Source organism: Rhodopseudomonas sp. BR0M22, from assembly GCF_010907035.1.
Taxonomy (GTDB): Bacteria; Pseudomonadota; Alphaproteobacteria; order Rhizobiales; family Xanthobacteraceae; genus Rhodopseudomonas.
The window spans coordinates 27,829-52,957 of sequence record NZ_QUMK01000008.1 but is presented as its reverse complement, the minus strand read 5'-3'; the positions used below and the strand labels follow the sequence as shown (position 1 = coordinate 52,957).

Annotated in this window: 25 protein-coding genes and 2 riboswitches; of the genes, 14 read left to right on the top strand and 11 right to left on the bottom strand. The window is 67.9% G+C overall.

The window, feature by feature from the left end; genetic code table 11:
- Window positions 1-68 precede the first annotated feature (68 nt).
- Window positions 69-911: an alpha/beta fold hydrolase gene (locus tag DY468_RS04080; RefSeq protein WP_011157660.1), complete on the top strand. Its 843-nt coding sequence runs from the start codon at window positions 69-71 to the stop codon at window positions 909-911.
- A gap of 67 nt (window positions 912-978) precedes the next feature.
- Here DY468_RS04080 and DY468_RS04075 read toward each other — a convergent pair whose 3' ends face one another.
- From DY468_RS04075 to DY468_RS04050, 6 genes are read right to left on the bottom strand one after another with little or no spacing between them, the layout of a single operon-like run.
- Window positions 979-2,412 carry an alginate export family protein gene (locus tag DY468_RS04075; RefSeq protein ID WP_164602619.1) on the bottom strand — a complete coding sequence of 478 codons (1,434 nt, stop codon included), beginning with the start codon at window positions 2,410-2,412 and terminating at the stop codon, window positions 979-981.
- Window positions 2,409-3,329: a VOC family protein gene (locus tag DY468_RS04070; protein ID WP_164602617.1), complete on the bottom strand. Its 921-nt coding sequence runs from the start codon at window positions 3,327-3,329 to the stop codon at window positions 2,409-2,411. Before DY468_RS04070 ends, DY468_RS04075 begins: the two co-directional genes overlap by 4 nt.
- Window positions 3,330-3,348: 19 nt before the next feature.
- Window positions 3,349-3,774 (bottom strand): DoxX family protein, encoded by a 426-nt coding sequence (locus tag DY468_RS04065; RefSeq protein WP_164602615.1) that lies wholly within the window; start codon window positions 3,772-3,774, stop codon window positions 3,349-3,351.
- Window position 3,775: 1 nt separating this feature from the next.
- Window positions 3,776-5,656 carry an amidohydrolase gene (locus DY468_RS04060; protein WP_164602613.1) on the bottom strand — a complete coding sequence of 627 codons (1,881 nt, stop codon included), beginning with the start codon at window positions 5,654-5,656 and terminating at the stop codon, window positions 3,776-3,778.
- Window positions 5,653-5,943 (bottom strand): XapX domain-containing protein, encoded by a 291-nt coding sequence (locus DY468_RS04055; RefSeq protein ID WP_114358350.1) that lies wholly within the window; start codon window positions 5,941-5,943, stop codon window positions 5,653-5,655. Before DY468_RS04055 ends, DY468_RS04060 begins: the two co-directional genes overlap by 4 nt.
- A gap of 24 nt (window positions 5,944-5,967) precedes the next feature.
- The gene (locus DY468_RS04050; protein ID WP_012495662.1) at window positions 5,968-6,618 is read right to left on the bottom strand and encodes a hydrolase; all 651 of its coding nucleotides are present in this window, start codon (window positions 6,616-6,618) and stop codon (window positions 5,968-5,970) included.
- 332 nt (window positions 6,619-6,950) lie between these two features.
- On the opposite strand from DY468_RS04050, the gene DY468_RS04045 reads away from it, so the two are divergent.
- On the top strand, window positions 6,951-8,600 hold the full coding sequence (locus DY468_RS04045; RefSeq protein ID WP_164602611.1) for an MFS transporter: 1,650 nt from the start codon (window positions 6,951-6,953) through the stop codon (window positions 8,598-8,600).
- A gap of 35 nt (window positions 8,601-8,635) precedes the next feature.
- Here DY468_RS04045 and cobF read toward each other — a convergent pair whose 3' ends face one another.
- The 4 genes from cobF to cobT form a co-directional block, all read right to left on the bottom strand.
- Complete coding sequence (gene cobF / locus DY468_RS04040) at window positions 8,636-9,400, bottom strand: precorrin-6A synthase (deacetylating) (RefSeq protein WP_164602610.1); 765 nt, start codon at window positions 9,398-9,400, stop codon at window positions 8,636-8,638.
- A gap of 31 nt (window positions 9,401-9,431) precedes the next feature.
- Complete coding sequence (locus tag DY468_RS04035) at window positions 9,432-11,006, bottom strand: cobyric acid synthase (RefSeq protein WP_164602609.1); 1,575 nt, start codon at window positions 11,004-11,006, stop codon at window positions 9,432-9,434.
- 86 nt (window positions 11,007-11,092) lie between these two features.
- Window positions 11,093-11,863, bottom strand: coding sequence for an adenosylcobinamide-GDP ribazoletransferase (locus DY468_RS04030; RefSeq protein ID WP_164602608.1), 771 nt, complete (start codon window positions 11,861-11,863; stop codon window positions 11,093-11,095).
- Window positions 11,860-12,924 (bottom strand): nicotinate-nucleotide--dimethylbenzimidazole phosphoribosyltransferase, encoded by a 1,065-nt coding sequence (gene cobT / locus DY468_RS04025; RefSeq protein ID WP_164602607.1) that lies wholly within the window; start codon window positions 12,922-12,924, stop codon window positions 11,860-11,862. Before cobT ends, DY468_RS04030 begins: the two co-directional genes overlap by 4 nt.
- Before the next feature lie 205 nt (window positions 12,925-13,129).
- Window positions 13,130-13,338: riboswitch (cobalamin riboswitch) on the bottom strand.
- A 146-nt stretch (window positions 13,339-13,484) separates the two neighbouring features.
- Between cobT and tcuA the strand changes: the two genes are divergently transcribed.
- The 6 genes from tcuA (at window position 13,485) to cobJ (ending at window position 18,983) form a co-directional block, all read left to right on the top strand.
- Window positions 13,485-14,786 (top strand): FAD-dependent tricarballylate dehydrogenase TcuA, encoded by a 1,302-nt coding sequence (gene tcuA / locus DY468_RS04020; RefSeq protein ID WP_164602606.1) that lies wholly within the window; start codon window positions 13,485-13,487, stop codon window positions 14,784-14,786.
- On the top strand, window positions 14,773-15,909 hold the full coding sequence (gene tcuB, locus DY468_RS04015; protein ID WP_164602605.1) for a tricarballylate utilization 4Fe-4S protein TcuB: 1,137 nt from the start codon (window positions 14,773-14,775) through the stop codon (window positions 15,907-15,909). Before tcuA ends, tcuB begins: the two co-directional genes overlap by 14 nt.
- A gap of 87 nt (window positions 15,910-15,996) precedes the next feature.
- A riboswitch (cobalamin riboswitch) is annotated at window positions 15,997-16,200 on the top strand.
- A 110-nt stretch (window positions 16,201-16,310) separates the two neighbouring features.
- Window positions 16,311-16,874 (top strand): hypothetical protein, encoded by a 564-nt coding sequence (locus DY468_RS04010; RefSeq protein ID WP_164602604.1) that lies wholly within the window; start codon window positions 16,311-16,313, stop codon window positions 16,872-16,874.
- Window positions 16,871-17,500, top strand: a complete 630-nt coding sequence (locus DY468_RS04005) for a precorrin-8X methylmutase (protein ID WP_164602602.1) — start codon at window positions 16,871-16,873, stop codon at window positions 17,498-17,500. The genes DY468_RS04010 and DY468_RS04005 overlap by 4 nt, the downstream gene beginning before the upstream one ends.
- Window positions 17,497-18,225: a precorrin-2 C(20)-methyltransferase gene (locus tag DY468_RS04000; RefSeq protein ID WP_164602600.1), complete on the top strand. Its 729-nt coding sequence runs from the start codon at window positions 17,497-17,499 to the stop codon at window positions 18,223-18,225. Before DY468_RS04005 ends, DY468_RS04000 begins: the two co-directional genes overlap by 4 nt.
- Window positions 18,222-18,983: a precorrin-3B C(17)-methyltransferase gene (cobJ, locus tag DY468_RS03995; protein ID WP_164602598.1), complete on the top strand. Its 762-nt coding sequence runs from the start codon at window positions 18,222-18,224 to the stop codon at window positions 18,981-18,983. The genes DY468_RS04000 and cobJ overlap by 4 nt, the downstream gene beginning before the upstream one ends.
- On the opposite strand, the gene DY468_RS03990 is transcribed toward cobJ, so the two are convergent.
- Window positions 18,950-19,732, bottom strand: coding sequence for a cobalt-precorrin-6A reductase (locus DY468_RS03990; protein WP_205511903.1), 783 nt, complete (start codon window positions 19,730-19,732; stop codon window positions 18,950-18,952). The two genes, cobJ and DY468_RS03990, sit on opposite strands and share 34 nt — an antisense overlap.
- On the opposite strand from DY468_RS03990, the gene cbiE reads away from it, so the two are divergent.
- Genes cbiE through DY468_RS03960 form a run of 6 tightly spaced genes read left to right on the top strand, consistent with a single transcriptional unit; the run spans window position 19,731 to window position 25,127 of the window.
- On the top strand, window positions 19,731-20,954 hold the full coding sequence (gene cbiE / locus DY468_RS03985) for a precorrin-6y C5,15-methyltransferase (decarboxylating) subunit CbiE (RefSeq protein ID WP_164602596.1): 1,224 nt from the start codon (window positions 19,731-19,733) through the stop codon (window positions 20,952-20,954). The two genes, DY468_RS03990 and cbiE, sit on opposite strands and share 2 nt — an antisense overlap.
- On the top strand, window positions 20,951-21,343 hold the full coding sequence (locus DY468_RS03980) for a cobalamin biosynthesis protein (protein WP_164602594.1): 393 nt from the start codon (window positions 20,951-20,953) through the stop codon (window positions 21,341-21,343). The genes cbiE and DY468_RS03980 overlap by 4 nt, the downstream gene beginning before the upstream one ends.
- The gene (gene cobM / locus DY468_RS03975; protein ID WP_164602592.1) at window positions 21,340-22,119 is read left to right on the top strand and encodes a precorrin-4 C(11)-methyltransferase; all 780 of its coding nucleotides are present in this window, start codon (window positions 21,340-21,342) and stop codon (window positions 22,117-22,119) included. The genes DY468_RS03980 and cobM overlap by 4 nt, the downstream gene beginning before the upstream one ends.
- Entirely contained in the window at window positions 22,106-23,467 is a 1,362-nt protein-coding gene (locus DY468_RS03970) for a cobyrinic acid a,c-diamide synthase CobB (RefSeq protein ID WP_164602590.1), read from the top strand. The genes cobM and DY468_RS03970 overlap by 14 nt, the downstream gene beginning before the upstream one ends.
- Window positions 23,467-24,219, top strand: a complete 753-nt coding sequence (gene cobA, locus DY468_RS03965) for a uroporphyrinogen-III C-methyltransferase (protein WP_164602588.1) — start codon at window positions 23,467-23,469, stop codon at window positions 24,217-24,219. The genes DY468_RS03970 and cobA overlap by 1 nt, the downstream gene beginning before the upstream one ends.
- Window positions 24,216-25,127 (top strand): ABC transporter substrate-binding protein, encoded by a 912-nt coding sequence (locus tag DY468_RS03960; protein ID WP_502706208.1) that lies wholly within the window; start codon window positions 24,216-24,218, stop codon window positions 25,125-25,127. Before cobA ends, DY468_RS03960 begins: the two co-directional genes overlap by 4 nt.
- Window positions 25,128-25,129: the final 2 nt, after the last annotated feature.

The following is a 25,129-nucleotide window of genomic DNA, read 5'->3' as shown; positions in this document are numbered from 1 at the left end:
CCCTTGTTCCCGGCACCGCCAGCGCACAGCCGGTCCACCCTCAGCGACCTTCACAAGGAGACCACGGAATGAGCAGCGGATTCGTCAAGACCAAGGACGGCGTCGACATCTTCTACAAGGATTGGGGCCCGAAGCAGGCCCAGCCGATCGTCTTTCATCACGGCTGGCCGCTGTCGTCCGACGATTGGGACGCACAGATGCTGTTCTTCCTGGCCAACGGTTATCGCGTGGTCGCTCATGATCGCCGCGGTCATGGCCGCTCGTCTCAAGTCGACACCGGCCACGACATGGATCACTACGCGGCCGACGCATCCGCAGTCGCCGAGCATCTCGACCTCAAGAAGGCCGTGCACATCGGTCACTCGACCGGCGGCGGTGAAGTGGCGCGTTACGTCGCCAAGTTCGGTGAGCCGCAGGGTCGCGTCGCCAAGGCCGTGCTGGTGTCTGCCGTGCCGCCGCTGATGCTGAAAACCGAGAAGAACCCCGGCGGCCTGCCGATCGAAGTGTTCGACGGCTTCCGCAAGGCGCTCGCCGGCAACCGCGCGCAATTCTTCCTCGATGTCCCGGCCGGCCCGTTCTATGGCTTCAACCGACCCGATGCGAAGACGATGCCGGGCGTCGTCAACAACTGGTGGCGCCAGGGCATGATGGGTAGCGCCAAGGCCCACTATGACGGCATCAAGGCGTTCTCCGAGACCGACCAGACCGACGATCTGAAGGCCATCACCGTCCCGACACTGGTGCTGCACGGCGAGGACGATCAGATCGTGCCGATCGAGGACTCCGCCAAGCTTTCGGTCAAGCTGCTGAAGAACGGCAAGCTGAAGACCTATCCGGGCTATCCGCACGGCATGCTCACCACCCATGCCGACGTGCTCAACGCCGACCTGCTGGCGTTCGTGAAGGAATAAGGCCCCGCGGCAACCAAGCAGCGGCCCGACCCGTCGTCGCGCCGGGCCGTTGCGTTTTACCTGGCTCCTACCAACCGTATTGCAACTGCGCGCCGAGATAATCGCTGCTGCGGCCACCGGCGGTGCGGATGGTGTCGCCGACCTCGAAATGCACTGCTTCGATCGCGCCGGTGAGATGTGCGTCGAAGGCGTAGTCGACGCGGAGTTGGCCGTAGGCGCCGGTCCAGGCGCTGCCAACGCCGGCGGTGCCGGACACCGGGACGTTCGGCTGCACGTAGATCGCGTCCGCCGTCGTGGCGCGCCATTGCAGGCCGACCGCCGCCATCAGCTTCAGCCGGCTCGCCGGCGACACGGTGATCGACGGCTTGAGATGGACGAGGTTCGCATAGCCGGTGAAGCCCGCCAGCGTGAAGTAATAGCCGTTCGGGAACAGTGGATTGAAGGTGCCGACGACGCCGTCGTTCGGTCGGTCGTCGCCGGATGCAGCATCGAACTGCAATCCGAGCCGTGGCTGCCAGACGGCCGGCAGCGTGTAGCCGGCGCGGGCTCCCACCGCCCAGGCGCGCGCCGCCGAGGCGCCTACCTGCCCGGTCTGCCCCATCGCTTCGAGGTCCCAATCGAGCGGGCCCTGCTTGCCGGCAAAGCGGATGTCGAAAATATGCCGGCGCTCATCGCCGGTGGCGTCGAGATAACGCGCGCCGGCGCGCTCATACAGCGAATAGTACGCCGACAGCTCGTTATTGCCGAGCACCTTGCGTTCGATGCGGAGCGTGCTGAAACGGAACTGATCCGACGAGCGATCGTCGAACGGCCGATCGTCGAAATACTGCACCGGCCGGCTGACGAAGCCGATGAACCGCCAGGTGCCGGTCTCCCAATCGGCCCACACAGCGTCGAACGACTGCCGCACGTTGGGGCCGTCGCGCGACGACACGAAACGCTGCAGGTCGAAGGCGAAGTCCTGCCGGCCGACTCGGGCCTTGAGCAGTCCGCCGGAGAACTGCTTGGTGTATTCGAGAAACGCCAGCCGCAGGTCGACCCGATCCTGATCGACCGAGGTGACATTCAGTTTATCGAACGCCCGATCGTCCTCGAGCTGGACGAACGCCCGCCAATTGGCATCGAAATGCACGTCGGCATGGACCTGCAGACGCTGAATGACATAGCTGTCGCGGGCATTGCCGGCTGTGCCGAACGCCGGGGCGTCGTTGAACTCGAACCGCTCGCGCAGATTGGCGCCGAACGACACATAGCTCTTCGGATCGGACACCCACAGCGGCACGTATTTGAGGGAATCGAACGGCTCGGTCCGCAGCTTCGGATCGGCCAGCACCGACCAATCCTCGGCCCAGCGGTTGGACTGGATCGCCGGCCGCGCCGGCGCATCGTCGGCCGCGCAGGCGAGACCGCCGAAGGCGATGAGCGCGACGGAGGCCAGCAGCGCCGAGCGGACGCGCACCGCACGCCGAACTTCCCCGCGCTCTCCGCCGACCGCCGTCACTCGGCCGCCGCCGCGTGCCGCTGCGCCGCGGCGTGGATCTCGGCCACGTAGCCGCCGGGGAATTGCAGCATCGCGGCCTTGCGGTCCTCGAACGAATAAGGCGGCACCAGCACCGTCACCCCTGCTTCCTTCGCCTTGGCCATCGTCGCATCCAGATCGGCGACTTCATAGCCCGTGGTCTCGTGGCCGTAAGGATACGGCAAATGCCCGTCGGTGACGAACACGGTCATCTTGCCGAATGCGGACTCGATCCGGATTCGCTTGATCTTGGCGTCGGGTTTCCCAACCTCGGCGCCGGATGCGACGCTGCTGTCCGACACGACCCGGCCGTGCGAGAACTTGACGAAGCTGCGCACGAACGCCTCGGCCCGATCGGCCGCGACATACACCCGGTTCTCCGGAACCGAAGTGAATGCGGCATAATCCGGCTTGGTCGTGTGCCAGTACAGCTGCATGTTGACCCCGCCGGGCCACTGCACCACCGCGTCGCGTCCGATCGGATCCGGGAAGGTCGACACGATCACGGACGCGCCCGCTGCGCGCGCCTGCCTGATCGCCACATCGATATCGCTGACCAGATAGCCGTTGCGCTCAGCGCCGAACGGATATGGGATCGGTGTCTTGAACCCGAACAACGACACCGTGCCCACCGGGGTCTGCAGCAACTGCGAGGTCGTGCTGCTCGGCGTCGGCGTCACGGTTGCGACCACCTGCTTGGTGCTCTTGCCACCGAAGGTGGCGAGAAAGCTCGCCACGAATTTATCGACGTCCTCGGGTGCCACATAGACATGTGTGGTGTCGTATTGCGGCGCGACCGCAACCGATGGGGTGGCATGGCGCGCTTCCTTCGCTGCCACCGGCGAACTCAGCACGGCGGCGATCGCCAGCAGCAGAAGGGGTTTCGAGATCTGTTTCACGGAAGTCTCCTCGCCAATATCAGGACGTCGATCGCCGTTGGTCGGACAGCATCGCCACCAGCACGAAGCCGGCGATCAGTCCGAGATGTTCAAAGAAGGCGTTGGCCTGCATCCCACGATCCGCTGCAGGCGCGGACCAGAACGCATTCGCCGTCAGCATCGCCACGAAGGTCAGGACGCCAAGCGCGCCGGCACCAAACCAGACCAGCCGATCGGCGAGCACCAGGAGCGAGCCCCCCAGTTCAACGATGATGGCGAGCGATGCCCACAGCCAGCCGGGATGCAGGCCGAACCTCTCCTGCTCGGCCACAGCCCCGGCGAAGTCGAACAGCTTCACCACGCCGCCGAGCAGATAGGCGGACACCAGCGCGAACCGCGCGGCGTGCCAGAGCAGCGGCGATGACAGGATCGTCGCCGCCCACCTCGGCTCGTCAGCCGGCCTCACCTCACACCGCCCAGCAAGCGCAGCCCAGCGCGCCCCAGAAGCTCTTCAGATCGGAGACCGGCAGCTTGCTCGACCACGCGGTGGCGTGATCGTGGCCATGCAGCGTGCAGCTGTTGGCGCAGCCGCACGACGTCATCGCCTGTACCGCGACCTTGCCGGCCGCACTTTCATCGTCCGCCCAGGCGGCGTAGCCGCCGAACCGGCGCACCGGCGACCAATCCGGCATCGCCGGCGGCGGCGCGCTGTCGTCGAGACCGGCGAACTCGCCGGCGCCATACACCACCTTGCCGCCGACCATCGTCAGCAGTGCGGTCGTATCGGCGATCTCGGCTTCGCTGCAGGAGAAGTAGTCGCGGTCGGGCACCACCACGTCGGCGAGCTGGCCGACGGCGATGCGCCCCTTGTTGCCTTCCTCGTTGGAGAACCAGGTGACGTTCTCGGTCCACATCCGCAGCGCGGTCTCGCGGTCGAGGCAGTTTCGCTGCGGCGTGATCCGCAGGCCGCCGACGGTGCGGCCGGTCACCAGCCAGGACAGCGACACCCACGGATTGTACGAAGCGACCCGGGTCGCATCGGTGCCGGCGGAGACCTTGACGCCGCTGTCGAGAATGCGCTTCACCGGCGGGGTCGCCTCCGCGGCGCCGAAGCCGTAGCGCTCGACGAAATACTCGCCCTGATACGCCATCCGGTGCTGCACGGCGATCCCGCCGCCGAGCGCTGCGATCCGGTCGATCGAGCGGTCCGAAATCGTTTCGGCATGATCGAAGAACCAGTGCAGACCGTCGAGCGGCGTGTCCTGGTTCACCTTCTCGAACACGTCGAGCGCGCGCGAGATCGTCTCGTCGTAGGTCGCGTGCAGACGCCACGGCCATTTGTTCTGCACCAGGATGCGCACCACCTCTTCGAGCTCGCCTTCCATCTCCGGCGGCATGTCGGGGCGTGGTACACGGAAATCCTCGAAGTCGGCCGCCGAGAACACCAGCATCTCGCCGGCGCCGTTGTGCCGGAAGTAATCGTTGCCCTGCTTGTATTTAGAGGTCTTGGTCCAGTTGAGGAAATCGTCCTTCTCGCCCTTCGGCTTCTGCGTAAACAGATTATAGGCGAGCCGGATCGTCAGCAGCCCCTCCTCGTCGAGCTTCTGGATCACTGCGTAATCGTCGGGATAATTCTGGAAACCGCCGCCGGCGTCGATCGCACCGGTGACGCCGAGCCGGTTCAGTTCGCGCATGAAGTGGCGGGTGGAATTGACCTGATAGTCGAACGGCAGCTTCGGGCCCTTTGCCAGTGTCGCGTAGAGGATGTTGGCATTCGGCTTGGCGAGCAGCAGGCCGGTGGGATTGCCATTGGCATCACGGGTGATCTCGCCGCCGGGCGGTTCCGGCGTGTCCTTGGTGTAGCCGACCGCGCGCAGCGCCGCGCCGTTGAGGATCGCGCGGTCATAGAGATGCAGCAGGAACACCGGCGTGTCCGGCGCCACGGCGTTGAGTTCGTCGATGGTCGGCAGCCGCTTCTCGGCGAACTGGTGCTCGGTAAAGCCACCGACCACGCGCACCCATTGCGGCGGTGGCGTGATCGCCACCTGACGCTTCAGCATGCCCATCGCATCGGCGAGCGAACGCACGCCGTCCCAGCGCAGCTCCATGTTGAAGTTCAGGCCGCCGCGGATGATGTGGAGATGGTTGTCGATTAGGCCGGGAAGCACCCGCAGGCCCTTCAGATCGATGACGCGCGTCGACGGACCTGCGAGCGGCAGGACATCGCGATCGTGGCCGACCGCCGTGAACCGCCCGTCCGTGATCGCCACCGCACTGGCGGTCGGGTTGCTCCGGTCCAGCGTCGTGAACAGGCCGCGATGCAGGATGACGTCGGGCGCGTTGCTCATGAGTGCTTCTCCATCTGGTGCGGTTCGGAAGTCGTGGACGCGTCGGCGGCGCGGCGCCCCGGCAGCATGCCGAAGATGTGCGGCGTGCACCTGGCGTCGCGCCACGCGGCCGCAAGGCTGTGGCCGGAGATGATCTGGCGCGCCACCGGCACGATCTGCTCGCCGGCCAGAATGCCGAGCAGTCCGATCAGCGCCACCAGCGGCGGCGCGGGCGAGCGCACGTTGAGCAGGCTGTAGATGACGCCGACCAACAGGCCGGCACCGAGCGACAGCAGATACACTTTCATCGTGCTCTCCCCGCGCCGGCCAGATCAAGCGGCCTTGGTGCCGCCCTCGGAGGCGTGTTCGCCGAGCGCCCACTTGGAGAAGCGGATCTGGATGCCGTAGGGCGAGTGCGCTCGCAGGATGTCCATCATGCCCTCATAGGTCTCCGAGCGCGCCCAGTCCTGCTGCAGTTCGAACGCGTACTGGCAGGAAGTGATCGGCACTGCGCCGGCCTGGATCGCCCGCTCCATCGAACGGTTGTGCGCTTCCATCGACAGATCGCCGCAGGCATCGGCCGGGATGTAGATCTCGTAGCCTTCCTTCAGCATGTCGAGCGTCGGGAACATCACGCAGGCTTCGGTCCACAGCCCGGCGATCACGAACTTCTTGCGGCCGGTGGCGGCGACGGCCTTACGGAAATTCGGATCGAGCCACGAATTCATCGAGGTACGGTCGATGATGTCGAGATTCGGAAACAACTCCGTGACTTCCGGCATGAACGGGCCGGAGAACGAATCCTTGGCCACCGTGGTCAGCACGGTCGGAATCTTGAACAGCTTCGCCGCCTTGGCGAGGATCTGGATGTTGTTGAACACCACAAGACGATCGTGCGACTGCACGCCCTGATACATCGCCGGCTGATAATCGATCAGCGCGATCGCGCTGTTCTCGGGCGTGAGCATATCCAGTTTCGACATCGGAACTCTCCAAGTTCGGGGCTGAGCTGAAGCAACTGGCGCAATCATGCCCTGCCGGCGCTTCGATCGCTTGGACGAACCCGTCGCCGCTTGCACGAACGCGCGGCGCCCTGCCCATGCTGACGACGACATCTCAGCGCAGGGCTTTGAGCGGTCAGCACTGATCGCATGCTTCAGCAGCCTGATGACGGGCGATCCCCCTGCTTGCGCCGCACGCAAACATTCAAACCGCATCAAGGTCCTGCAATCTTGCATGCCGGCGGCGCGTTAGGTTTCCGCTTTGGCAACCAGCGCCGGACAGATCACGGGCGCCTTCAACCCAGCGAGGACCGATGAGCAGCGTTGAAGGCGACCAGCGGCCGGCGACTCCGCCACGTCCCTCGTCCTGGGCAGCCTTTCACCACATCGCCTTCACGGTGGTGTGGACGGCCACCGTGGTGTCCAACGTCGGCACCTGGATGTTCAATGCCGCCTCCGGCTGGTTAATGACCAGCCTCGAGGCAGACCCGCTGCAGGTCGCGCTCGTGCAGGTCGCGTCCAACCTGCCGATCTTCCTGTTCGCCATTCCGGCGGGCGCGCTCGCCGACATTGTCGACAAGCGCAAGTTTCTGATCGTGGTGCAGATCGTCCTGACGCTGTTTGCCAGCGCCAGCGCCGCGCTGGTCTGGCTCGGCCTGATGACGCCGCCGCAACTGCTGCTGTTCACCTTCCTGCTCGGCGCCGGCGCCGCTTTTGCCGCGCCCGCGTTCCAATCGATCGTGCCGGATCTGGTGCCGAAGCAGGACCTCGCCTCCGCGGTCGCCAGCAACGGCGTCGGCATCAATATCAGCCGGGCGATCGGCCCGGCGCTGGGCGGCGTCGCGATCGGCAGCCTCGGCATCGCCGCGCCGTTCTGGATCAACGCGGTCAGCAACCTTGCGGTGATCGCCGCGCTGATCTGGTGGCGCCCCGCTCATCCGCGCAGCGGCACGCTGCCGCCGGAACGGCTAATCGAAGCGCTGGTCACCGGCATCCGGCATGCCCGCCACAACACCGAGCTGCGCGCGACGCTGGTGCGCGCGGTGGCGTTCTTCTTCTTCGCCAGCGCCTATTGGGCGTTGCTGCCGCTGGTGGCCCGGTCGCGGATCGCCGGCGGCCCGGAGCTGTACGGCATCCTGCTCGGCGCCGTCGGCGCCGGTGCAATCGGCGGTGCGCTCGTGTTGCCGAAGCTGAAGGCCGCGCTCGGCCCCGACCGGCTGGTCGCCGCCGGCACGGTCGGCACTGCGCTGTGCCTGGTGATGCTCGGCCTCGCCCGACAGATGGAACTGGCCGTCGCCGCGTGCCTGCTCGCCGGCGTCTCATGGATCGCGGTGCTGGCCAGCCTGAACGTCTCGGTGCAGGTCGTGCTGCCGGATTGGGTGCGCGGACGCGGCCTGGCGATGTTCGTCACCGTGTTCTTCGGCGCGATGACCGCAGGCAGTGCGCTGTGGGGCCAGATCGCCTCGTCGTTCGGGCTGCCGATCGCGCATTTCGCGGCTGCGGCGGGCGCGGTGCTCGGCATCGTGGCGACATGGCGGTGGAAACTGAAGGCCGGCGCCGATGTCGATCTGTCGCCGTCGATGCACTGGCCGACGCCGATCGTCAGCATCGATGCCGAGCCGGATCAAGGGCCGGTGCTGATCACGGTCGAGTATCGGATTGGAAAGGACGATCGCGCCGCGTTTCTCGCCGCGGTGCGGCATCTCAGCCGGCAGCGCCGCCGAGATGGTGCGTATCAATGGGGCGTGTTCGAGGATGCGGCCGATCCTGGACGCTTTGTCGAGACCTTCAAGGTTGCCTCATGGCTGGAACATCTGCGCCAGCACGAGCGCGTCACCAATGCCGATCGGGTATTGCAAGAGCAGATCCGGCTATTTGATGCCGAGCCCAAGGTGACGCATCTCATCGCCGTGCCGCATCGGCACGACAAACGGCTGCCACCGGATCGCCCGATCGCACCTTAGCCGCTTCAACAGCTCGTGCCGGCGCGCGAGCGCCTTTACGTCTTCCCCTCTGCCTTGCGCAGCAGATAGATGTCCATCACCCAGCCCTTTGCGGCGCGCACCTGGCGGCGGACGCGCTGAATTTCCGGCGCTATCTCCGGGAGCTTGCCCGCCACCAGCACTTCATCGTCCATGCCGAGATTGGCGCCCCAGAAGATCTCGGCGCCCTCGGCGTCGATCTTGGCGAAAGTCTCCTCGCCGTCGAGCATCACCACCGTTGTTTCACCCGACCAACGCCCCGCGGCGGCAAGCTTGCGCCCTGTCGTGACCATGACGGGTTCACCGATGCCGTTGAGCGCGATGCCGTGACGCGCTGTCAGCGCCTGCACCGCGGTGATGCCGGGAATGATCTCGTAGTCGAGCGCCATGCCGCACCCGCGCAGCCGGTCGAGAATACGGATCGTGCTGTCGTACAGCGACGGATCGCCCCACACCAGAAACGCGCCGCAGCCGTCCTCCGGCAGTTGCTCGGTCATCGCCTGCTGAAAGCGGCTCGCGATCTGGGCGTGCCAATCATCCACCGTGGCGCGATAGTCCTGCGGCTGCGCCTCGCGCTTCGGAATGTCGATGGTGACGAAGCGATAGCCGGGCGCCGTGATGAAACGCTTGCAGATCTGCTCGCGCGCGAGGCGCAGCTCGGCCTTTTCGTCTCCCTTGTCGGGAATGAAGAACACGGTGGCGCGGTTCAGCGCCTCGACCGCCTGAACGGTCAGGTAGTTCGGACCGCCCGGCCCGATTCCGATCAACAAGATCTTCCGCATCGTCGTCCTATTCCGCCACGCGAACGCCGCTTCACCGCGCCAGCGCCAGCAAGGCATCGAGATCGAGATTGGTTTCGCAATGATCGGCGAGCGCGTCCAGCGTCTCCTCGACCCGGCGCTCGAAATCGAGCCCGGAGGACGCCGCACCGAGCTGCGCCAGCCACGCGGCGCGGAACGCATCGCCGCCGAAGATGCCGTGCAGATAGCCGCCGCTGACGCGGCCGTCCGCCGATACCGCGCCCTCGGGACGCTCGCTACCGCCCTCCTCGAGCCTCAGCCATGGCCGCGCCAAACCTGGCCCGGTGGTGCGGCCCATATGCATCTCGTAGCCGACGACACGGCATCCGCTGACCCGATCGACCGCATCGATCTCGATCAGGCGCTTGTCGCCGGAAATCTCGGTCTCGATGTCGAGCAGGCCGAGCCCCGCGGTCTCGCCGGCAGGCCCTTCGATGCCTTGCGGATCGCGCACCACGCGGCCGAGCATCTGGAAGCCGGCGCACAGCCCGACGACGCGTCCGCCGCGGCGGACATGAGCGTGAATGTCGATATCCCAGCCCTCGCGCCGGATCAGGTCGAGCTCGGTGCGGGTCGCTTTCGAGCCCGGCAGCACCACGACATCGACATCGGCCGGAATCGGCGAGCCCGGCTGAATCCACTGCAGGTCGATGTCGGGCTCGGCCACCAACGGATCGAGGTCGTCGAAATTGGCGACGCGCTGCAGCCGCGGCACCGCGATCTTGAGCCGACCCCGGCTCGCCGCCGCGGCGCGCTCCAGCGCCAGCGAGTCTTCGGCCGGCAGCCGGTCGGCGCCGGGAAACCAGCGCAGCACGCCGAGGAACGGCCAGCCGGTCTCGGCCGTGATCGTTTTGCAGCCGGGCTCGAACAGCGAGAAGTCGCCGCGGAATTTGTTGATCAGATAGCCGACGACTCGGGACCGATCGCCCTCGCTCAGCAGCACGTAGCTGCCGACCAGCGCCGCCATGGTGCCGCCGCGATCGATATCCGACAGGAACACGACCGGCAGATCGGCCGCCTCGGCGAACCGCATGTTGGTGATGTCGGAGGCGCGCAAGTAAACCTCGGCGCCGCTGCCGGCACCTTCGACCAGTACCAGATCGGCCTCGGCGGTGAGCCGCTCGAAGCTGTCGACCACCGCCGGAATCAACCGCTGCCGCATGTGGTGATAGATTCGCGCCGGGCAGTTGCCGAGCACGCGTCCGCGCAGCACCACCTGGGCGCCGATCTCGGACTGCGGTTTCAGCAGCACCGGGTTCATGTGGATCGACGGCGCGACGCGACATGCGCGCGCTTGCAGCGCCTGGGCGCGGCCGATCTCACCGCGGACCAGCTCACCGTCCGGACCGAGCGGCAGATCGGAGTCGGATGCGACCGCGGCATTGTTGCTCATGTTCTGCGCCTTGAACGGCCGCACCACCAGCCCGCGCCGGGTGAAGGCACGGCACAGCCCGGCGACCACCATGCTCTTGCCGACGTCCGAACTGGTGCCCTGGATCATCAGCGAGCGGGCGCGCCGCGGACCAGTGGTCGCGCGCGGCGTGAATTGGATCCGGGAGATGAGCTCCTCGACATGGGCGTCGGTCATGAAACTACTCGATGGCAGGGAGTTGAGAGGAAACACCGCAGGCGCCGGCGTCCGCGGTCGACAGTGATCGGCAGCAGCGGCATCACTCAGCCAGGACCAGCCATCGCCACGACGCCTAGCAACAGGCCGATCTGGATCATCTGTTCGGTGGCGCCGAGCACGTCACCGCGATAGCCGCCGATCAGGCGCAGCGCGATCCACGGCGCCGCCAGACCGAACACACCCGCGGCGAGCAGTCCGACGATCGCTGCCGGCGGATTGAGCATGACCAGCCACAGAGCGCCGAGCACGCTGAACGCAGCCAGCCCGAACCAGCCCGCGCTGCTGATCGCGCGGGTCGGATAGCTCAGCTTGCCGGTGGCTGCGTCACCGGCGTAAGGCAGCGCCGACATCGCCGCGACGATGCCGGTCCGCCCCAGACTATAGCCGGCCACCAGAGTCGCGACGCCGAGCCACGGCGGCAGGCTCGCCAGCGCCGCGACGCGGATCGCAAAACTGAGGACCAGCGCCACCGCACCATAGAGGCCAAGGCGGCTGTCCTTGATCAGCGCCAGGCGCTGCTCGCGGGTGCTGCCGCCGAACAGGCCATCGGCGGTGTCCGCGATGCCATCCTCGTGCAGCGCGCCGGTGAGCGCCGCGCCCGCCGCCACAGCCATCATCGCCGGCACTACCCCCGACCAGATCAGCGAGCCTGCGAGCAGCACGCCGCCGCAGACCAAGCCGATCCCGGCGCCGACCAGCGGAAAGTACTTCGATGCGCTCAGCAGCCAGTCGTCGTCGAAACGCGCGGTGCGCGGCGTCGGCACCAGCGTCATGAACTGCACGGCATTGAGCAGGGATTGGAACTGCCGGCTCACGGTCGGGGTCCGAGCCGGCCCGCCAGCACGTCCGACAGCGCGGCGAGATCGTTGAGGATGCCGGCGGCGGCGCGCAACAACGGCACGGTCATCAATGCGCCAGTGCCCTCGCCCAGCCGCAAGCCGAGATCGAGATACGGCGTCGCCTGCATCGCTTCGAGCAGCACGCGGTGGCCGCGCTCGGCCGAGCGATGCGAGAACACGCAGTAATCGCGCGCCGCGGGCTGCAGCCTCACTGCGAGCAGCGCAGCCGCGCTGGCGATGAAGCCATCGATTACCACCGGCCGCCGCGAGGCCGCGGCGCCGAGCACTGCGCCGGCCATCATCGCAATATCGAAGCCGCCGAATTCGGCGAGCACGTCCAGCGGCGCCGTCGGCTGCGCCCGCGCCGCCGCCTGTTCGACGATGGCGCGCTTGTGCGCGACGCCGGCATCATCCATCCCAGCCCCGCGGCCGACGCAATCGAAGATCGGCTCGCCCGTCAGCGCGTGGGTGATCAACGCGGCAGAAGTGGTGTTACCGATTCCCATCTCGCCGATCGCGACGATGTCGAGCCCGCCGGCGACATCCTCGCGCACCAGATCGGCCGCCGCCGTGATGGCACGCGCGGCCTCCTGGTGAGTCATTGCCGGTTCGTGGCGGGCGTTGCGGGTGCCGCGGCGGATCTTGCGATCGATCAGCTTGGGATGTGGCGGCATATCGGCATCGATGCCGCCGTCGACGATCCGCACCTCGGTCGCGACCGCTTTCGCCAGAACATTCACGCCGGCACAGTCCGCCAGATACGCCTCGACCATCGCGCGAGTCACGCTCGCCGGATAGGGCGACACCCGATCGGCAGCCAGACCGTGATCGCCAGCAAAAATGAACACAGACGCACGCTCGGCCCGCGGGGGTGCCGGATGCCAGATCAGCCCGAGCTGCACGGCGAGTTCTTCGAGCCGGCCCAGCGAGCCCGGTGGCTTCGCCTTGCCGTCGAGACGTGCTCGCAGCTCAGCCTCGGGAGTGGGATCGATCAGCGGAACGGAAAGAATGCGTGGATCGAGCAAGGGCGCGTGCATCGGAAAGCTCGGCAATAGCAATGCGCTGCCGCCGCTTCCGCGGGGCAGTGAGGACGATCGAACGAAGTCGCGGCGACGACAGCGAAGCTGATCGCGCGGATTCGTTCGGGCGACGGCAGGATATCTCGGCAAGAAGCGGAGGCGCGCGTCAGATCGGCGGTCGGTGCAGCATGTCTGTGTCCTTCTTCGACCCACCGTCGAATGGCATGGTTTCAGGACTTCGGCCGGTCTCCTGGCTCGCGGACATTGTCCCGGTCGCCTTCCCGAGCGGCTGTTGCGCCGTGCTCAGTGGCGGTGTGACCGGAAGCGGTCCGCTTACAGTTGCGGGGGCAGCCGCGGACTTGGCGATTGCTCGCCGCACCGCATTCCCGTTTCACCCTTCGAACGAAGGGCACCGAAGCGAGCGGCACCACAGCACGCCGATGCCCCGGGCGCAAGATTGACAACGCCCCGGAGCCGCCCTCTAAGACGAAGGTCCACCAGGCCGCGCTTTTCTTGGCCGCTGTCGAGCGGCTCAGGCGCATCATCTCGACCGGATTGACCGCACCTTGCTGTGGGACGTGACAGTGATAGGCGGCGGAATCGCCGGTCTTTGCGCAGCGATCGCCGCACGCCGCGGCGGCGCCGCGGTCCGCCTGCTCGAAGCGGCACCGCGTCCGCTGCGTGGCGGCAATGCGCGCCACGGCCGCAATTTCCGGCTGACCCACGAGACGCCACTCGACTACGTGCCCGACACCTACACGGCCGCAGAATTGCGCGCCGAGCTGCGCTGCACCACGGGCGACACCGACCGGGCGTTGACGGAGCTGCTGATCGAACGCGCAGACAGCATCGCCGGCTGGCTAATCGATCACGGCGTGCATCTGCAGCCACCGGGCACTGGAGTGATGCCGTATTCGCGCCGCACCGCGTTTCCGCTCGGCGGCGGCAAGGCAATGATCAACGCGTTGTACGCGACCGCCAACCGGATGGGCGTCGCAATCAGCTACGACAGCGAGGCACGGTCGCTGCAGCGTGCCAAAGACGAAGGCTGGACGATCAACGTCCGCTCCGCTGGAGCGGACGCCGCCATCCGCACGCGGAGCGTTGTCGTCTGTGCCGGTGGCCCCGGGGCCGACCCAGCCTGGTTACGCGAAAAATTCGGCAGCGCCGCCGAAGGCTGGATGGTCCGCGGCACGCCTTATTCGGACGGTCGCCTGCTCGATCTGCTGATCGCGGCCGGCGGCTGTGCGATCGGCGATCCGACCACCTGTCATGTCGTTCCGGTCGATGCGCGCGGCCCGCAATTCGACGGCGGCATCGTTACCCGGATCACGTCGATTCCGCTCGGCCTCGTGGTCGACCGATCCGGCGCGCGCATCGATGTCGCAGGGGCCGGATCGCAGCCGACGCACTACGCCAAATGGGGACCAAGGATCGCCACCTGCCCCGGCCAACTCGCTTATCTGATACTCGATACCGATGGGCTCGCGCGCGCCGCGCCGTCTGCGCTGGCGCCGATCACCGCACCGGGCCTGAGCGACTTGGCGGCCATGCTCGCGATCGATCCAGCCGCATTGCTGCAGAACATCGATCACTTCAATGCAACGCCGGCCAACGCCGCGCGGACCATCACAGAACCACCATTCGCCGCCTATCCAATGCGGCCGGGGCTGACGTTCGTGCACTACGGCATCAAGGTCGATCCGACGATGCGGGTGGTGCAGGCTGACGGAAGCCGCCACGACGATCTGTTCGCGGCCGGCATGATCATGGCCGCGAATGTACTGCGCCGCGGCTATCTCGCCGGGCTCGGCATCACGCTGTCGGCCGTGTTCGGCCAGATCGCCGGCGAGGAGGCGGCGCGCCATGTCCGCGGCTGATCCGATGCTCGAGGCCGAGCGCGTGCTGCGGATCTGCAGCGCCTGCATGTATTGCGACGGGCTCTGCCCGGTGTTTCCGGCGATTGACGGCAAGCACGGCTTCGACCTGAGCGACGTCAGCTACCTGTCGAACCTGTGCCACAATTGCCAGGGCTGCTGGCATGATTGCCAGTACGCGCCGCCGCATCCGTTCGCCGTCAACCTGCCGGCGACATTCGCCGAACTGCGGCAGCGCTCCTATGCGGACCATCTGTGGCCGCCGATACTCGGTCGCGCCTTTCGTGCATCGTCGCTCGCCGTGCCCGCCACCGTCGCGCTCGCGCTGCTGATCAGCTTCGCGCTGGTGCTGGGCACGGGCTCACCAGAAGCATTACGGGCCACACACGCTGGCGAAGGCGCGTTCTATCGCGTGCTGCCGTGGCCGGCGATGGCCGGGCTCGCGGCCGCCACCTTCGGGTGGGCAGTCATCGCGGTCACGCTGGCGACCCTGCGATACTGGCGCACGATCGCGCCAAAGACGACGATCAGCGAGATCGTGCGCGCACTGCCGGTTGCCCTCTCCGACATCATCACGCTGCGCCACCTCGGCGGCGGCGGCCCCGGCTGCCATGACCATGATGAGCGAACCTCGCAGCGGCGACGGATCTTGCATCACCTGACCGCCGGCGGCTTCGTGCTCAGCGGCCTGTCGACGATCGTAGCCTCGGCTTATCATCACCTGCTGGGCGTGATGGCGCCCTACCCGGTCGCCAGCCTGCCGGTGATGCTCGGGCTCGGCGGCGGCGTGACGATGACCATCGGCGCTGTCGGGCTGCTGGGACTGGAAGCGTGGGCCGATCCCGCGCCGAGCGATCGCGGCGAAACCAGACTGAACGTTGCCTTTCTGATTCTGCTCGCCCTGGTCGGCGCCAGTGGGCTTGCGGTGCTCGGCTTCCGCAGCACGCCGGCGATGGGGCTGCTGCTCACCACTCATCTCGGGCTGGTGTTCGGGCTGTTTGCCGCTCTGCCTTTCAGCAAAGCGCTGCACGCGCCGTTCCGGGCGGCGGCACTGCTGCGGGCCGCGATCGACAGCCAGCGCCGCGCGTCGGCACGGGCTCCGGACGCAGCCAGCGACTCGCCTTGATCCCGATCAAGCTTGCGCGATTTTGATGATGTTTCGTCGGCCGGCACCCGACCATCAAGGTCGATTGACAGTTCGCCGTTTCCGTCCCAAACATCGCGCGCCGACGGTGTCCTGTCCTCGGACAGGACGAAGAGGGAATATCGGAAGGCCGCTGCCCGCAGCGGCCGAGCCGAAGCTGCCCCCGCAACTGTAAACGGCGAGCCGACGCAACACGCCACTGGATAACTTCCGGGAAGGCTGCATCGGCGACGACCCGTGAGCCAGGAGACCTGCCGTCGCCTGCTATGATGACGTCGTTTCGGGCGGGGTGCCCCGGGATGTCTTTCGGCGGTCCGGAGTGCAGGTCCGTTCGCCGGTTTTGAGCCATCGCCCGCGATGGCCAACCGACGAGATTCGGCGCGATGCCGTCCACTGCGCTCCATCCCGGTGTCTTTACCGGTTCTCAGCCGTCGCTTCCGCCGGACGCCGCCGAGATCGCGGTGCTGTCGCCCTGCGCCGAGACGCTGGCGGCCTTCGCTCAGGCATGGCCCGGCAACGCCCACCGATTGCGTGTGAGCGATCTCGGAAGCTTCGCTGCGCAGGCATGTGATCGCTCCCTCGACGCGTCGCCGCTACGCGCGCTCCTGATCGCTCTGCCGGATCAGGCGCGTCCTTGCCGTGGAGCCATCGAAGCAATCGCCGCATTCGCCGGCAGCCGACGCATTGCCTTCGCGGTCCTCTCTACCCGCGGACAGCCCGACGTTCCGAGCGAACTGATCACCAACCTGCCCCCCACCACGCTCCGTCGCCTGAACAGGCTCTACATTCAGCGCTCTGGCGACGCCGCACGCGCCATCCTGATGCAGCTCGCCCTCGCCGCGGGCCTCAGCATCTCTGCCATGGACGCGCCGAGCGAGAGCGTGACCGCCGAAGCCAACCAGCATCCCTCCATTCTCCCCGAGCTGATCGAGGACGCCGTCCGATGACCTACGCTTACGAACGAGACGGCGACGCGATCTATCGTCAGTCGTTTTCGATCATTCGCTCCGAAGCCGCGCTCGATCGGTTCACCGCCGACGAGGAAAAGATCGCGGTGCGGATCATCCACGCCAGCGGCATGGTCGAAGTCGCGGGCGACATCGTGTTCACGCCCGGCTTTGTATCGGCCGGCCGCGCCGCGCTGCAGGCCGGCGCGCCGATCCTGTGCGACGCCCAGATGGTTGCCAACGGCGTCACCCGCAAGCGGCTGCCGGCCGACAACGAAGTGATCTGCACGCTGAACCATCCCGACGTCCCGGCTCTCGCCGCAAAGCTCGGTACCACCCGATCCGCCGCTGCGGTCGATCTGTGGCGCGACCGATTGCAGGGTGCGGTGGTGGCAATCGGAAATGCGCCGACCGCGTTGTTCCGCCTGCTCGAAATTCTGGCCGAGCCCGGCGCACCGCGCCCCGCGGCGATTATCGGCATCCCGGTCGGATTCGTCGGCGCAGCCGAGTCCAAGGACGCCCTGCTGGCGGACTCGCCGTCGCCTTGCGTGATCGTGCGCGGCCGCCGCGGTGGTAGCGCGATGACCGCAGCCGCAATCAACGCCCTGGCGAGCGAACGCGAATGAGCGCACCGACCGTTTACGGCGTCGGTGTCGGCCCCGGCGCACCCGACCTGATGAGCGTCCGCGCCGCGCGGCTGGTCGGCGAAGCGCGGGTGGTGGCGTATTTCCGCAAAGCCGGACGTCCCGGCCACGCGCGCCGCATCGCCGACGGTCTGTTGGCGGACGGCGTGATCGAAGAGCCGATGGACTATCCGGTGACGACCGAGATCGCCCTCGACGATCCGGCCTATGCGGCGACGCTGCGCAGCTTCTACGAACAATGCGTCGCGCGGCTTTCCGAGCACATCGCTCAAGGCCGCGACGTCGTCGTGCTGTGTGAAGGCGACCCGTTTCTGTACGGCTCGTTCATGCATCTGCACAGCCGGCTGGCGCCGCGCGTCCGTGTCGAAGTCGTGCCCGGCATCTCCGGCATGGCGGCGTGCTGGACCGCGAGCGGCACGCCGATCACTTACGGCGACGACGTGCTTTGCGTGGTGCCGGCGACGCTCGGACCGGACCGGCTGAAGGCGGCGTTCGCCACCGGCGATGCGATCGTGATCATGAAGCTCGGCCGCAATCTGCCGAAGGTCCGCCGCGCCCTCGACGACGCCGGCCTGCTCGACCGCGCGATCTATGTCGAGCGCGGCGCGATGGCCGATCAGGTTGTGATGCCGCTCGCCGACAAGACCACCGACGACGCGCCCTACTTCTCGATCGTGCTGGTCCACGGACAGGGGCGACGGCCATGACCGGATCTGTCGTTGTCGCGGGCCTCGGGCCCGGCGCGCAGGAACTGATCACACCGGAAGTCAGCGCCGCGCTGGCGCGCGCCACCGATATCGTCGGCTACGCACCTTATGTCGCTCGCGTCGCCGAACGCGACGGCTTGCAGCGGCACGCTTCCGACAACCGCGAAGAACTCGATCGCGCCGGCTTCGCGCTGCGGCTGGCGACCGAGGGCCGGCATGTCGTGATCGTCTCCTCCGGCGATCCGGGCGTGTTCGCGATGGCGGCGGCGCTGTTCGAGGCGATCGAGGCCGGCGATCCGTCGTGGCGCGAGCTCGACATCCGCGTGCTCCCCGGCATCAGCGCGATGTTCGCCGCCGCGGCGCGGATCGGCGCGCCGCTCGGCCACGATTTCTGCGCCATCAACCTGTCGGACAATCTCAAGCCGTGGGAGACCGTCGAGAAGCGGCTGCGCGCCGCGGCCGAGGCCGATTTCGTCATCGCGCTGTACAACCCGATCTCGAAGGCCAGGCCGTGGCAGCTCGGCCGCGCCTTCGAGCTGCTGCGCAGCATCCATCCCGCGTCCGTGCCGGTGATCTTTGCGACCGCTATCAGCGATCCGCGCGAACGCATCGACGTGGCGCCGCTCGGCGAGGCGGTGCCGCAACGCGCCGACATGCGCACGCTGGTGATGATCGGCTCGTCGCAGACCAAGATCATTCCGCGCAGCAGCGGCGCTGCTTTCGTCTACACTCCGCGGTTCTCTGGAGCGCTGTCGTGACCAAGCCAGGCCATCACCTCGGCGACCGTGGCGACACTGCGCCGATCCGGCACCGCGGGCCGCTTCACCATGATCACCGGCAGCCCGAGTTCGCGCGCCGCAGTGATCTTGGCGACGGCTGCATCGCCGCCGGCATTCTTGGCGACGACGATCTCGGTACGGTGCGCCCGCAGCAGCGCGCGGTCGCCGGCGAGATCGAACGGTCCGCGCGCCACGACCACCTCGACATTCGGCAGCGGCAGCGGCCCGCGCGGTGGATCCACCAGCCGGACCAGATAAGCGTGCTGGGGCTGCGCAGCGAACAGCTCGAGGTTCTGCCGGCCGATGCCGAGAAACACCCGCCGCGGCGCTGCGCCGAGCGCGCTCATCGCCTGGTCGAGATCATCGACGTCGGTCCAGCGATCACCGGCGACCGCCTGCCACGCCGGCCGCTCCAACGCCAACAGCGGCACGCCCGCTTCTGCACAGGCGATCACCGCGTGGCGACTCATCTGCGCCGCGAACGGATGCGTCGCGTCGACGACGCGCTCGATCCGCTCGGCGCGCAAGTAATCGGCCAAGCCGCTGATGCCGCCGAAACCACCGACCCGAAACGGAATCGGCGGCGGCTTCGGCTGATCGGTGCGGCCGGCGAACGACAGCACCGCGTCAATGTTGGGCTCGGCGGCGATTGTCCTGGCGAGCGCCGAGGCATCGGCCGTGCCGCCGAGGATCAATACGCGCGAGCGGTGCGATGAAGGGAGCGTCATGATCACCAGCGATGACACGACGCAGCCCTGGCTGTCCATCGTCGGAATCGGTGAGGACGGCATCGACGGGTTGTCGGCGCGCGCACGGGCGCTGCTGGACACCGCCGAGCTGATCATCGGCGGTGATCGCCACCTCTCCCTCGTCGCCGCGTTGAACAAGCCCACAATGCCGTGGCGCGTGCCGTTCGCGGCTTCGCTCCCCGACCTGCTGGCGCAGCATGGCCGCCGCGTCGCCGTGCTGTGCTCCGGCGATCCGTTCTGGCACGGCGCGGGATCAGTCCTGGCCGATCACCTTGCGCCGACAGAATGGACCGCCGTCCCGGCGCCATCGACCTTTGCCTGGGCTGCGGCGCGGCTCGGCTGGCGCCTGGAAGACACCGTGACGCTCGGCCTGCACGCGCGGCCGGTCGCGACGCTGCGTCCGCATCTCCGCACGCAGGCGCGGCTGATCGTATTGGTGCGCGACGGCGCCGCGGTCGGCGAGATCGCCGCGTATCTCGCGGCGAACGGTTTCGGCGCGTCCGAACTGACCGTGCTCGAAGCACTCGGCGGCCCGCGCGAGCGCGTGCGGCGAACCACCGCCTCGATCTTCGCATTCCCTGACGTCACCGCGCCGGTCGCACTCGGCATCGCCGTCGCCGCCGAGCCGGACGCCGTGATCATGCCGTGCGTCAGCGGCCTGCCGGACGAGCTATTTCAACACGACGGCCAGCTCACCAAGCGCGAGATCCGCGCGGTGACGCTGTCGACGCTGGCGCCGCGCGGCCATGAGCTGCTGTGGGACATCGGCGCCGGTGCCGGCTCGATCGGAATCGAATGGCTGCTGGCAGCGCGCAGCAATCGCGCGATCGGGATCGAGACGCGCGCCGATCGGCTCGCCACCGCGCGCGCCAATGCCGAGGCGCTCGGCGTGCCGCAGCTCGATCTGCGGCTCGGCGCAGCGCCCGAGGCGCTCGCCGGACTGCCGACGCCTAACGCCGTGTTCATCGGCGGCGGCGCCAGCCGTCCGGGCGTGATGGATGCGGTGTGGCAGGCGCTGCCCGCCGGCGGCCGGCTGGTGGTCAATGCGGTGACGCTGGAGACCGAGGCGCTGCTAATCGACTGGCATCGTCGTCACGGCGGCGAGCTGCTGCGGCTCGGCGTCGAGCGCGCCTCCCCGGTCGGCGGCCTCACCGGATGGCGCGCGGCAATGCCGGTGGTGCAATGGAGCGTCCGCAAATGACCGCGGTCGTGATCGGCATCGGCTTTCGTTCCGCCGCATCCGCGTCGTCGATCATCGACGTGATCGAAGCCGCGCGCCGCACCGCCGCACCGCACCTGCCATCGGCGCTGGCAACCGCTGCCGACAAGGCCGCTCACAATGGCTTACGTGAGGCAGCGACGGCAACGGCTCTCCCGGTGTTGCCGATCGAAGCGACTGCGCTCGATCAAGCCGCCGCGCGTATCACCACGTCCTCCGCCGTCGTCGCGCATCACCGCGGCGTCGGCAGCGTCTGCGAAGCCGCGGCGCTGGCTGCCGCCGGACCGACCGCGCGGCTGATCATGTCCCGTTTGATCTCACAGGATCGCCTCGCGACAGCCGCGGTGGCGATCGAGGAGCCGCTGCCATGACCGTCCACTTCATCGGCGCCGGCCCGGGCGCACCCGACCTTATCACCGTGCGCGGCCGCGACCTGGTGATGCGCTGCCCGGTGTGTCTTTATGCCGGCTCATTAGTCCCGCGCGAGATCGTCGCACTGTGCCCGAAGGACGCGCGCGTCGTCGACACCGCCCCGCTCGACCTCGACGCCATCACGGCGGAGTTCGTCGCAGCCGACGCGGCCGGCCATGATGTCGCTCGGCTGCATTCCGGCGACCTGTCGGTGTGGAGCGCGATGGGCGAACAGATCCGCCGGCTGGAGCAGCACGGCATTCCCTACACCGTCACCCCCGGCGTGCCGTCGTTCGCGGCGGCGGCCGCCGTGCTCGGCCGCGAACTGACACTACCGGAAGTCGCCCAGACCGTGGTGCTGACCCGGACCTCGGGCCGCGCCTCGGCGATGCCGCCACGCGAGACTCTGGAAGCCTTCGCCGCCACCGGCGCGACGCTGGCGATCCATCTGTCAATTCACGTCCTTGCCGATGTCGTCGAACGGCTGCGTCCGCATTATGGCGACGATGGCCCGGTCGCGGTGGTGGTGCGCGCGAGCTGGCCGGAGCAGCAGGTGATCCGTGGCACGCTCGGCTCGATCGCCGCGCAGGTCGCCGCCGAAGGCATCGACCGCACCGCATTGATCCTGATCGGGCCATCGCTCGCCGCCACCGATTTCCGCGAGAGCTCGCTGTACGCCCCCGACTACGATCGCCGCTATCGCCGCTCGGCGGAGGACGGCCGTGACCGCGACTGATCCCGGACTAGCACCGTCAAAGCTTGGCCGGCCGCCCGGACTGATCATCGCGGCGCCGTCGACGAGCAGCGGCAAGACCACGGTGACGCTGGCGCTGCATGCAGCACTGCGCCGCCGCGGCCTCACCGTGCAGCCCTATAAATGCGGGCCCGATTACATCGATCCAGCGTTCCATGAGATCGCCGCCGGTCGGCCCTGCTACAATCTGGATTCCTGGTCGTTCGGCCAGGATCGCATCACGTCCCTGCTCGATGCCGCGGTAGATGCCGATCTCTGTCTCGCCGAGGGCGTGATGGGGCTGTTCGATGGCGGCAGCGCCATCGGCGCCTGGGGCAATGGCGCGACCGCCGATATCGCCGCGTTCACCGGCTGGCCGGTGGTGCTGGTGATCGACGTCGCCGGTCAGGCGCAGTCGGCCGCTGCGCTGGCGCTCGGCTTTGCCCGCTATCGCAGCGATGTCCGCATCACCGGCGTCATCCTCAACAACGTTGCGAGCGCACGCCATGAAGCGCTGGTCCGCGATGGCTTCGCCGCGCACGACCTTCCGGTGCTGGGCAGCTTCGAGCGCCAGCGCGATCTCACGCTGAAGAACCGTCATCTTGGCCTGGTGCAGGCGCGCGAGACCGCGAAGCTCGACACCCGCCTGCAGCAGCTCGCCGACAGCGCTACGCGCGGTATCGACCTCGACGCGCTGATCCGCGCCGCGCAGCCGGCGCGACCGATCGCATCGACGATCCGGCCGCTGCCGCCGCCGGGTCAGCGCATCGCGCTGGCGCATGACGATGCGTTCTCGTTCATCTATCCGCACCTCATCGCCGGCTGGCGCGCGGCCGGCGCCGAGATCGTGCCGTTCTCGCCGCTGAACGACGAAGGCCCCGATCCATCCTGCGACGCTGCGTGGCTGCCGGGCGGCTATCCCGAACTGCACGCCGGCCGGCTCGCGGCGGCGACGCGGTTCAAGGCCGCGCTCGGCGCATTCGCGGAAGCCCGCCCGGTGCACGGCGAGTGCGGCGGCTACATGACGCTGGGAGCCGGCCTGATCGATGCCGACGGCACGCGCCATGCGATGGCCGGACTGCTCGGCCTCGAAACCGACTTCGCCAGTCGCAAGCTGCATCTCGGCTACCGGCTCGCGACCTTGCAGGCCGCAGCCGCCGGCCACGCCGCAGGCAGCGTGCTGCGCGGCCATGAATATCACTATGCGCGCGTCGTCGCCGTGGCGGACGAGCCGCTCGCCGAGATCCGCGATCCCGCCGGACAGCTCACCGATGAGACCGGCAGCCGCCGCGGACACGTCACCGGCACCTTCTTCCATCTGATCGATGTCGCCGAGGAGGCGATCGCCTGATGTCCAAGTCAATCGAAAGCGCCGCCGCCAACGGCCGCATCACGCTGGTCGGCGCCGGCCCGGGCGATGCAGACCTGCTGACGCTGCGGGCGATCAAGCGGCTGCAGGCCGCCGACGTCGTGCTGTACGACGACCTCGCCGGCGAAGACTTCATGGCGTATCTCGATCCCAACGCCGAGATGGTCGCGGTCGGCAAGCGCGCAGGTCATCCCTCACCGCGCCAGGATGAAGTCAGCCGGCTCGCGATCAGCTACGCGCTGCGTGGCAAGCATGTGGTGCGGCTGAAGGCCGGCGATCCGACACTGTTCGCCCGCGCCGACGAGGAGTTGCGCGCCGCGCGCGAGGCCGGTATCGCGGTCGAGATCGTGCCCGGCATCACCACGGCGACCGCCGCCGCGGCGACGATCGGCGCGTCGCTGACCAAGCGCGGCGTCGCGCGCCGGGTGCAATTCGTCACCGGCCACGATGTCGACGGCCGCCTGCCGCGCGATCTCGACCTCGCAGCGCTGGCGGATGCGACGGCAACGACCTGCGTCTATATGGGCAAGGCCACCTTCCCGGCCCTCGCGGCGCAACTGATCGCCCGAGGCTTGGACGCAGCGACGCCGGCCGTGATGGTCGAGAGCCTCGGCTCCGACACCACAAATGTCGAACGCGGCACCGTCAGCGAGCTTGCCGCTCGCCTCACCGCCGACCGGCCGGCCGGCCCCTGCATGATCCTGTACGGCGCCGCGCTGGAGGAGCAGCGATGACGGCGACGGAGGGAACGACCGCCGGTCGGATGCGCGGTGCGCGCCGCCGCTGCGCGAAGTTGCTGGTGACGCTCGGCTTGATGGCGATGGCGTCGTCGCCGGTGCTCGCCGCCACCAAGCGCATTGCGTCGATCAACATGTGCACGGATCAACTTCTGATCGCGCTGGCCGATCCGGAGCAGATTGTCGGCCTCGGCCCTTACGCGCGCGATCCGCGTCTATCGTGGCTGGCGACCGAGGCCGAGCGGTTTCCGGCGCTCTCGGGCGAGGCGGAAGATTTGCTGGTGAAGGCGCCGGACGTGGTGCTGGCGGGCCGTTACGGCAAGCGCGCCACCCGCGAACTCCTCAAAGCGCAGAACATTCCGCTCGAAGAGTTCGACGTGCCGCGGACCATCGACGAGGTGAAGGCGCAGATCCGGCGGGTCGGCGACATCGCCGGTCATCCGGAGCGATCGGACGCATTGATCGCAACGATCGAGCGTTCCGTCGACCACGCCAAGGCCGCGACGGCGCACGGACATCGGCATGTACTGGTGCTGTCCCGGCGCGGCTGGGTCAGCGGTGGCGACAGCCTGATCAGCTCGTTGCTGCAAACCGTCGGCCTGACGAACGGCGCCTCCGCGCTTGGCTTCGATTATGGCGGCTTCGCATCGCTCGAAGCTATCGTCGCATCGCGGCCGGACCTGCTGCTGGTCGCCGAAGACCAGCCCCGCGCCGAGGACCAGGGCAAGGCATTCTTGCTGCATCCCGCGATCCAGCAGGCCTATCCGGCGAACCGCCGGATCGTCGTTCCCGATCAGCTCACCATCTGCGGCGGACCGATGCTGCCGGTGGCGATCGATCGGCTGACCGCCGCGATCGAGCGGATCGAACGAACCCAGGGACTCGCGACCGCCGAGCGGAACTGAGA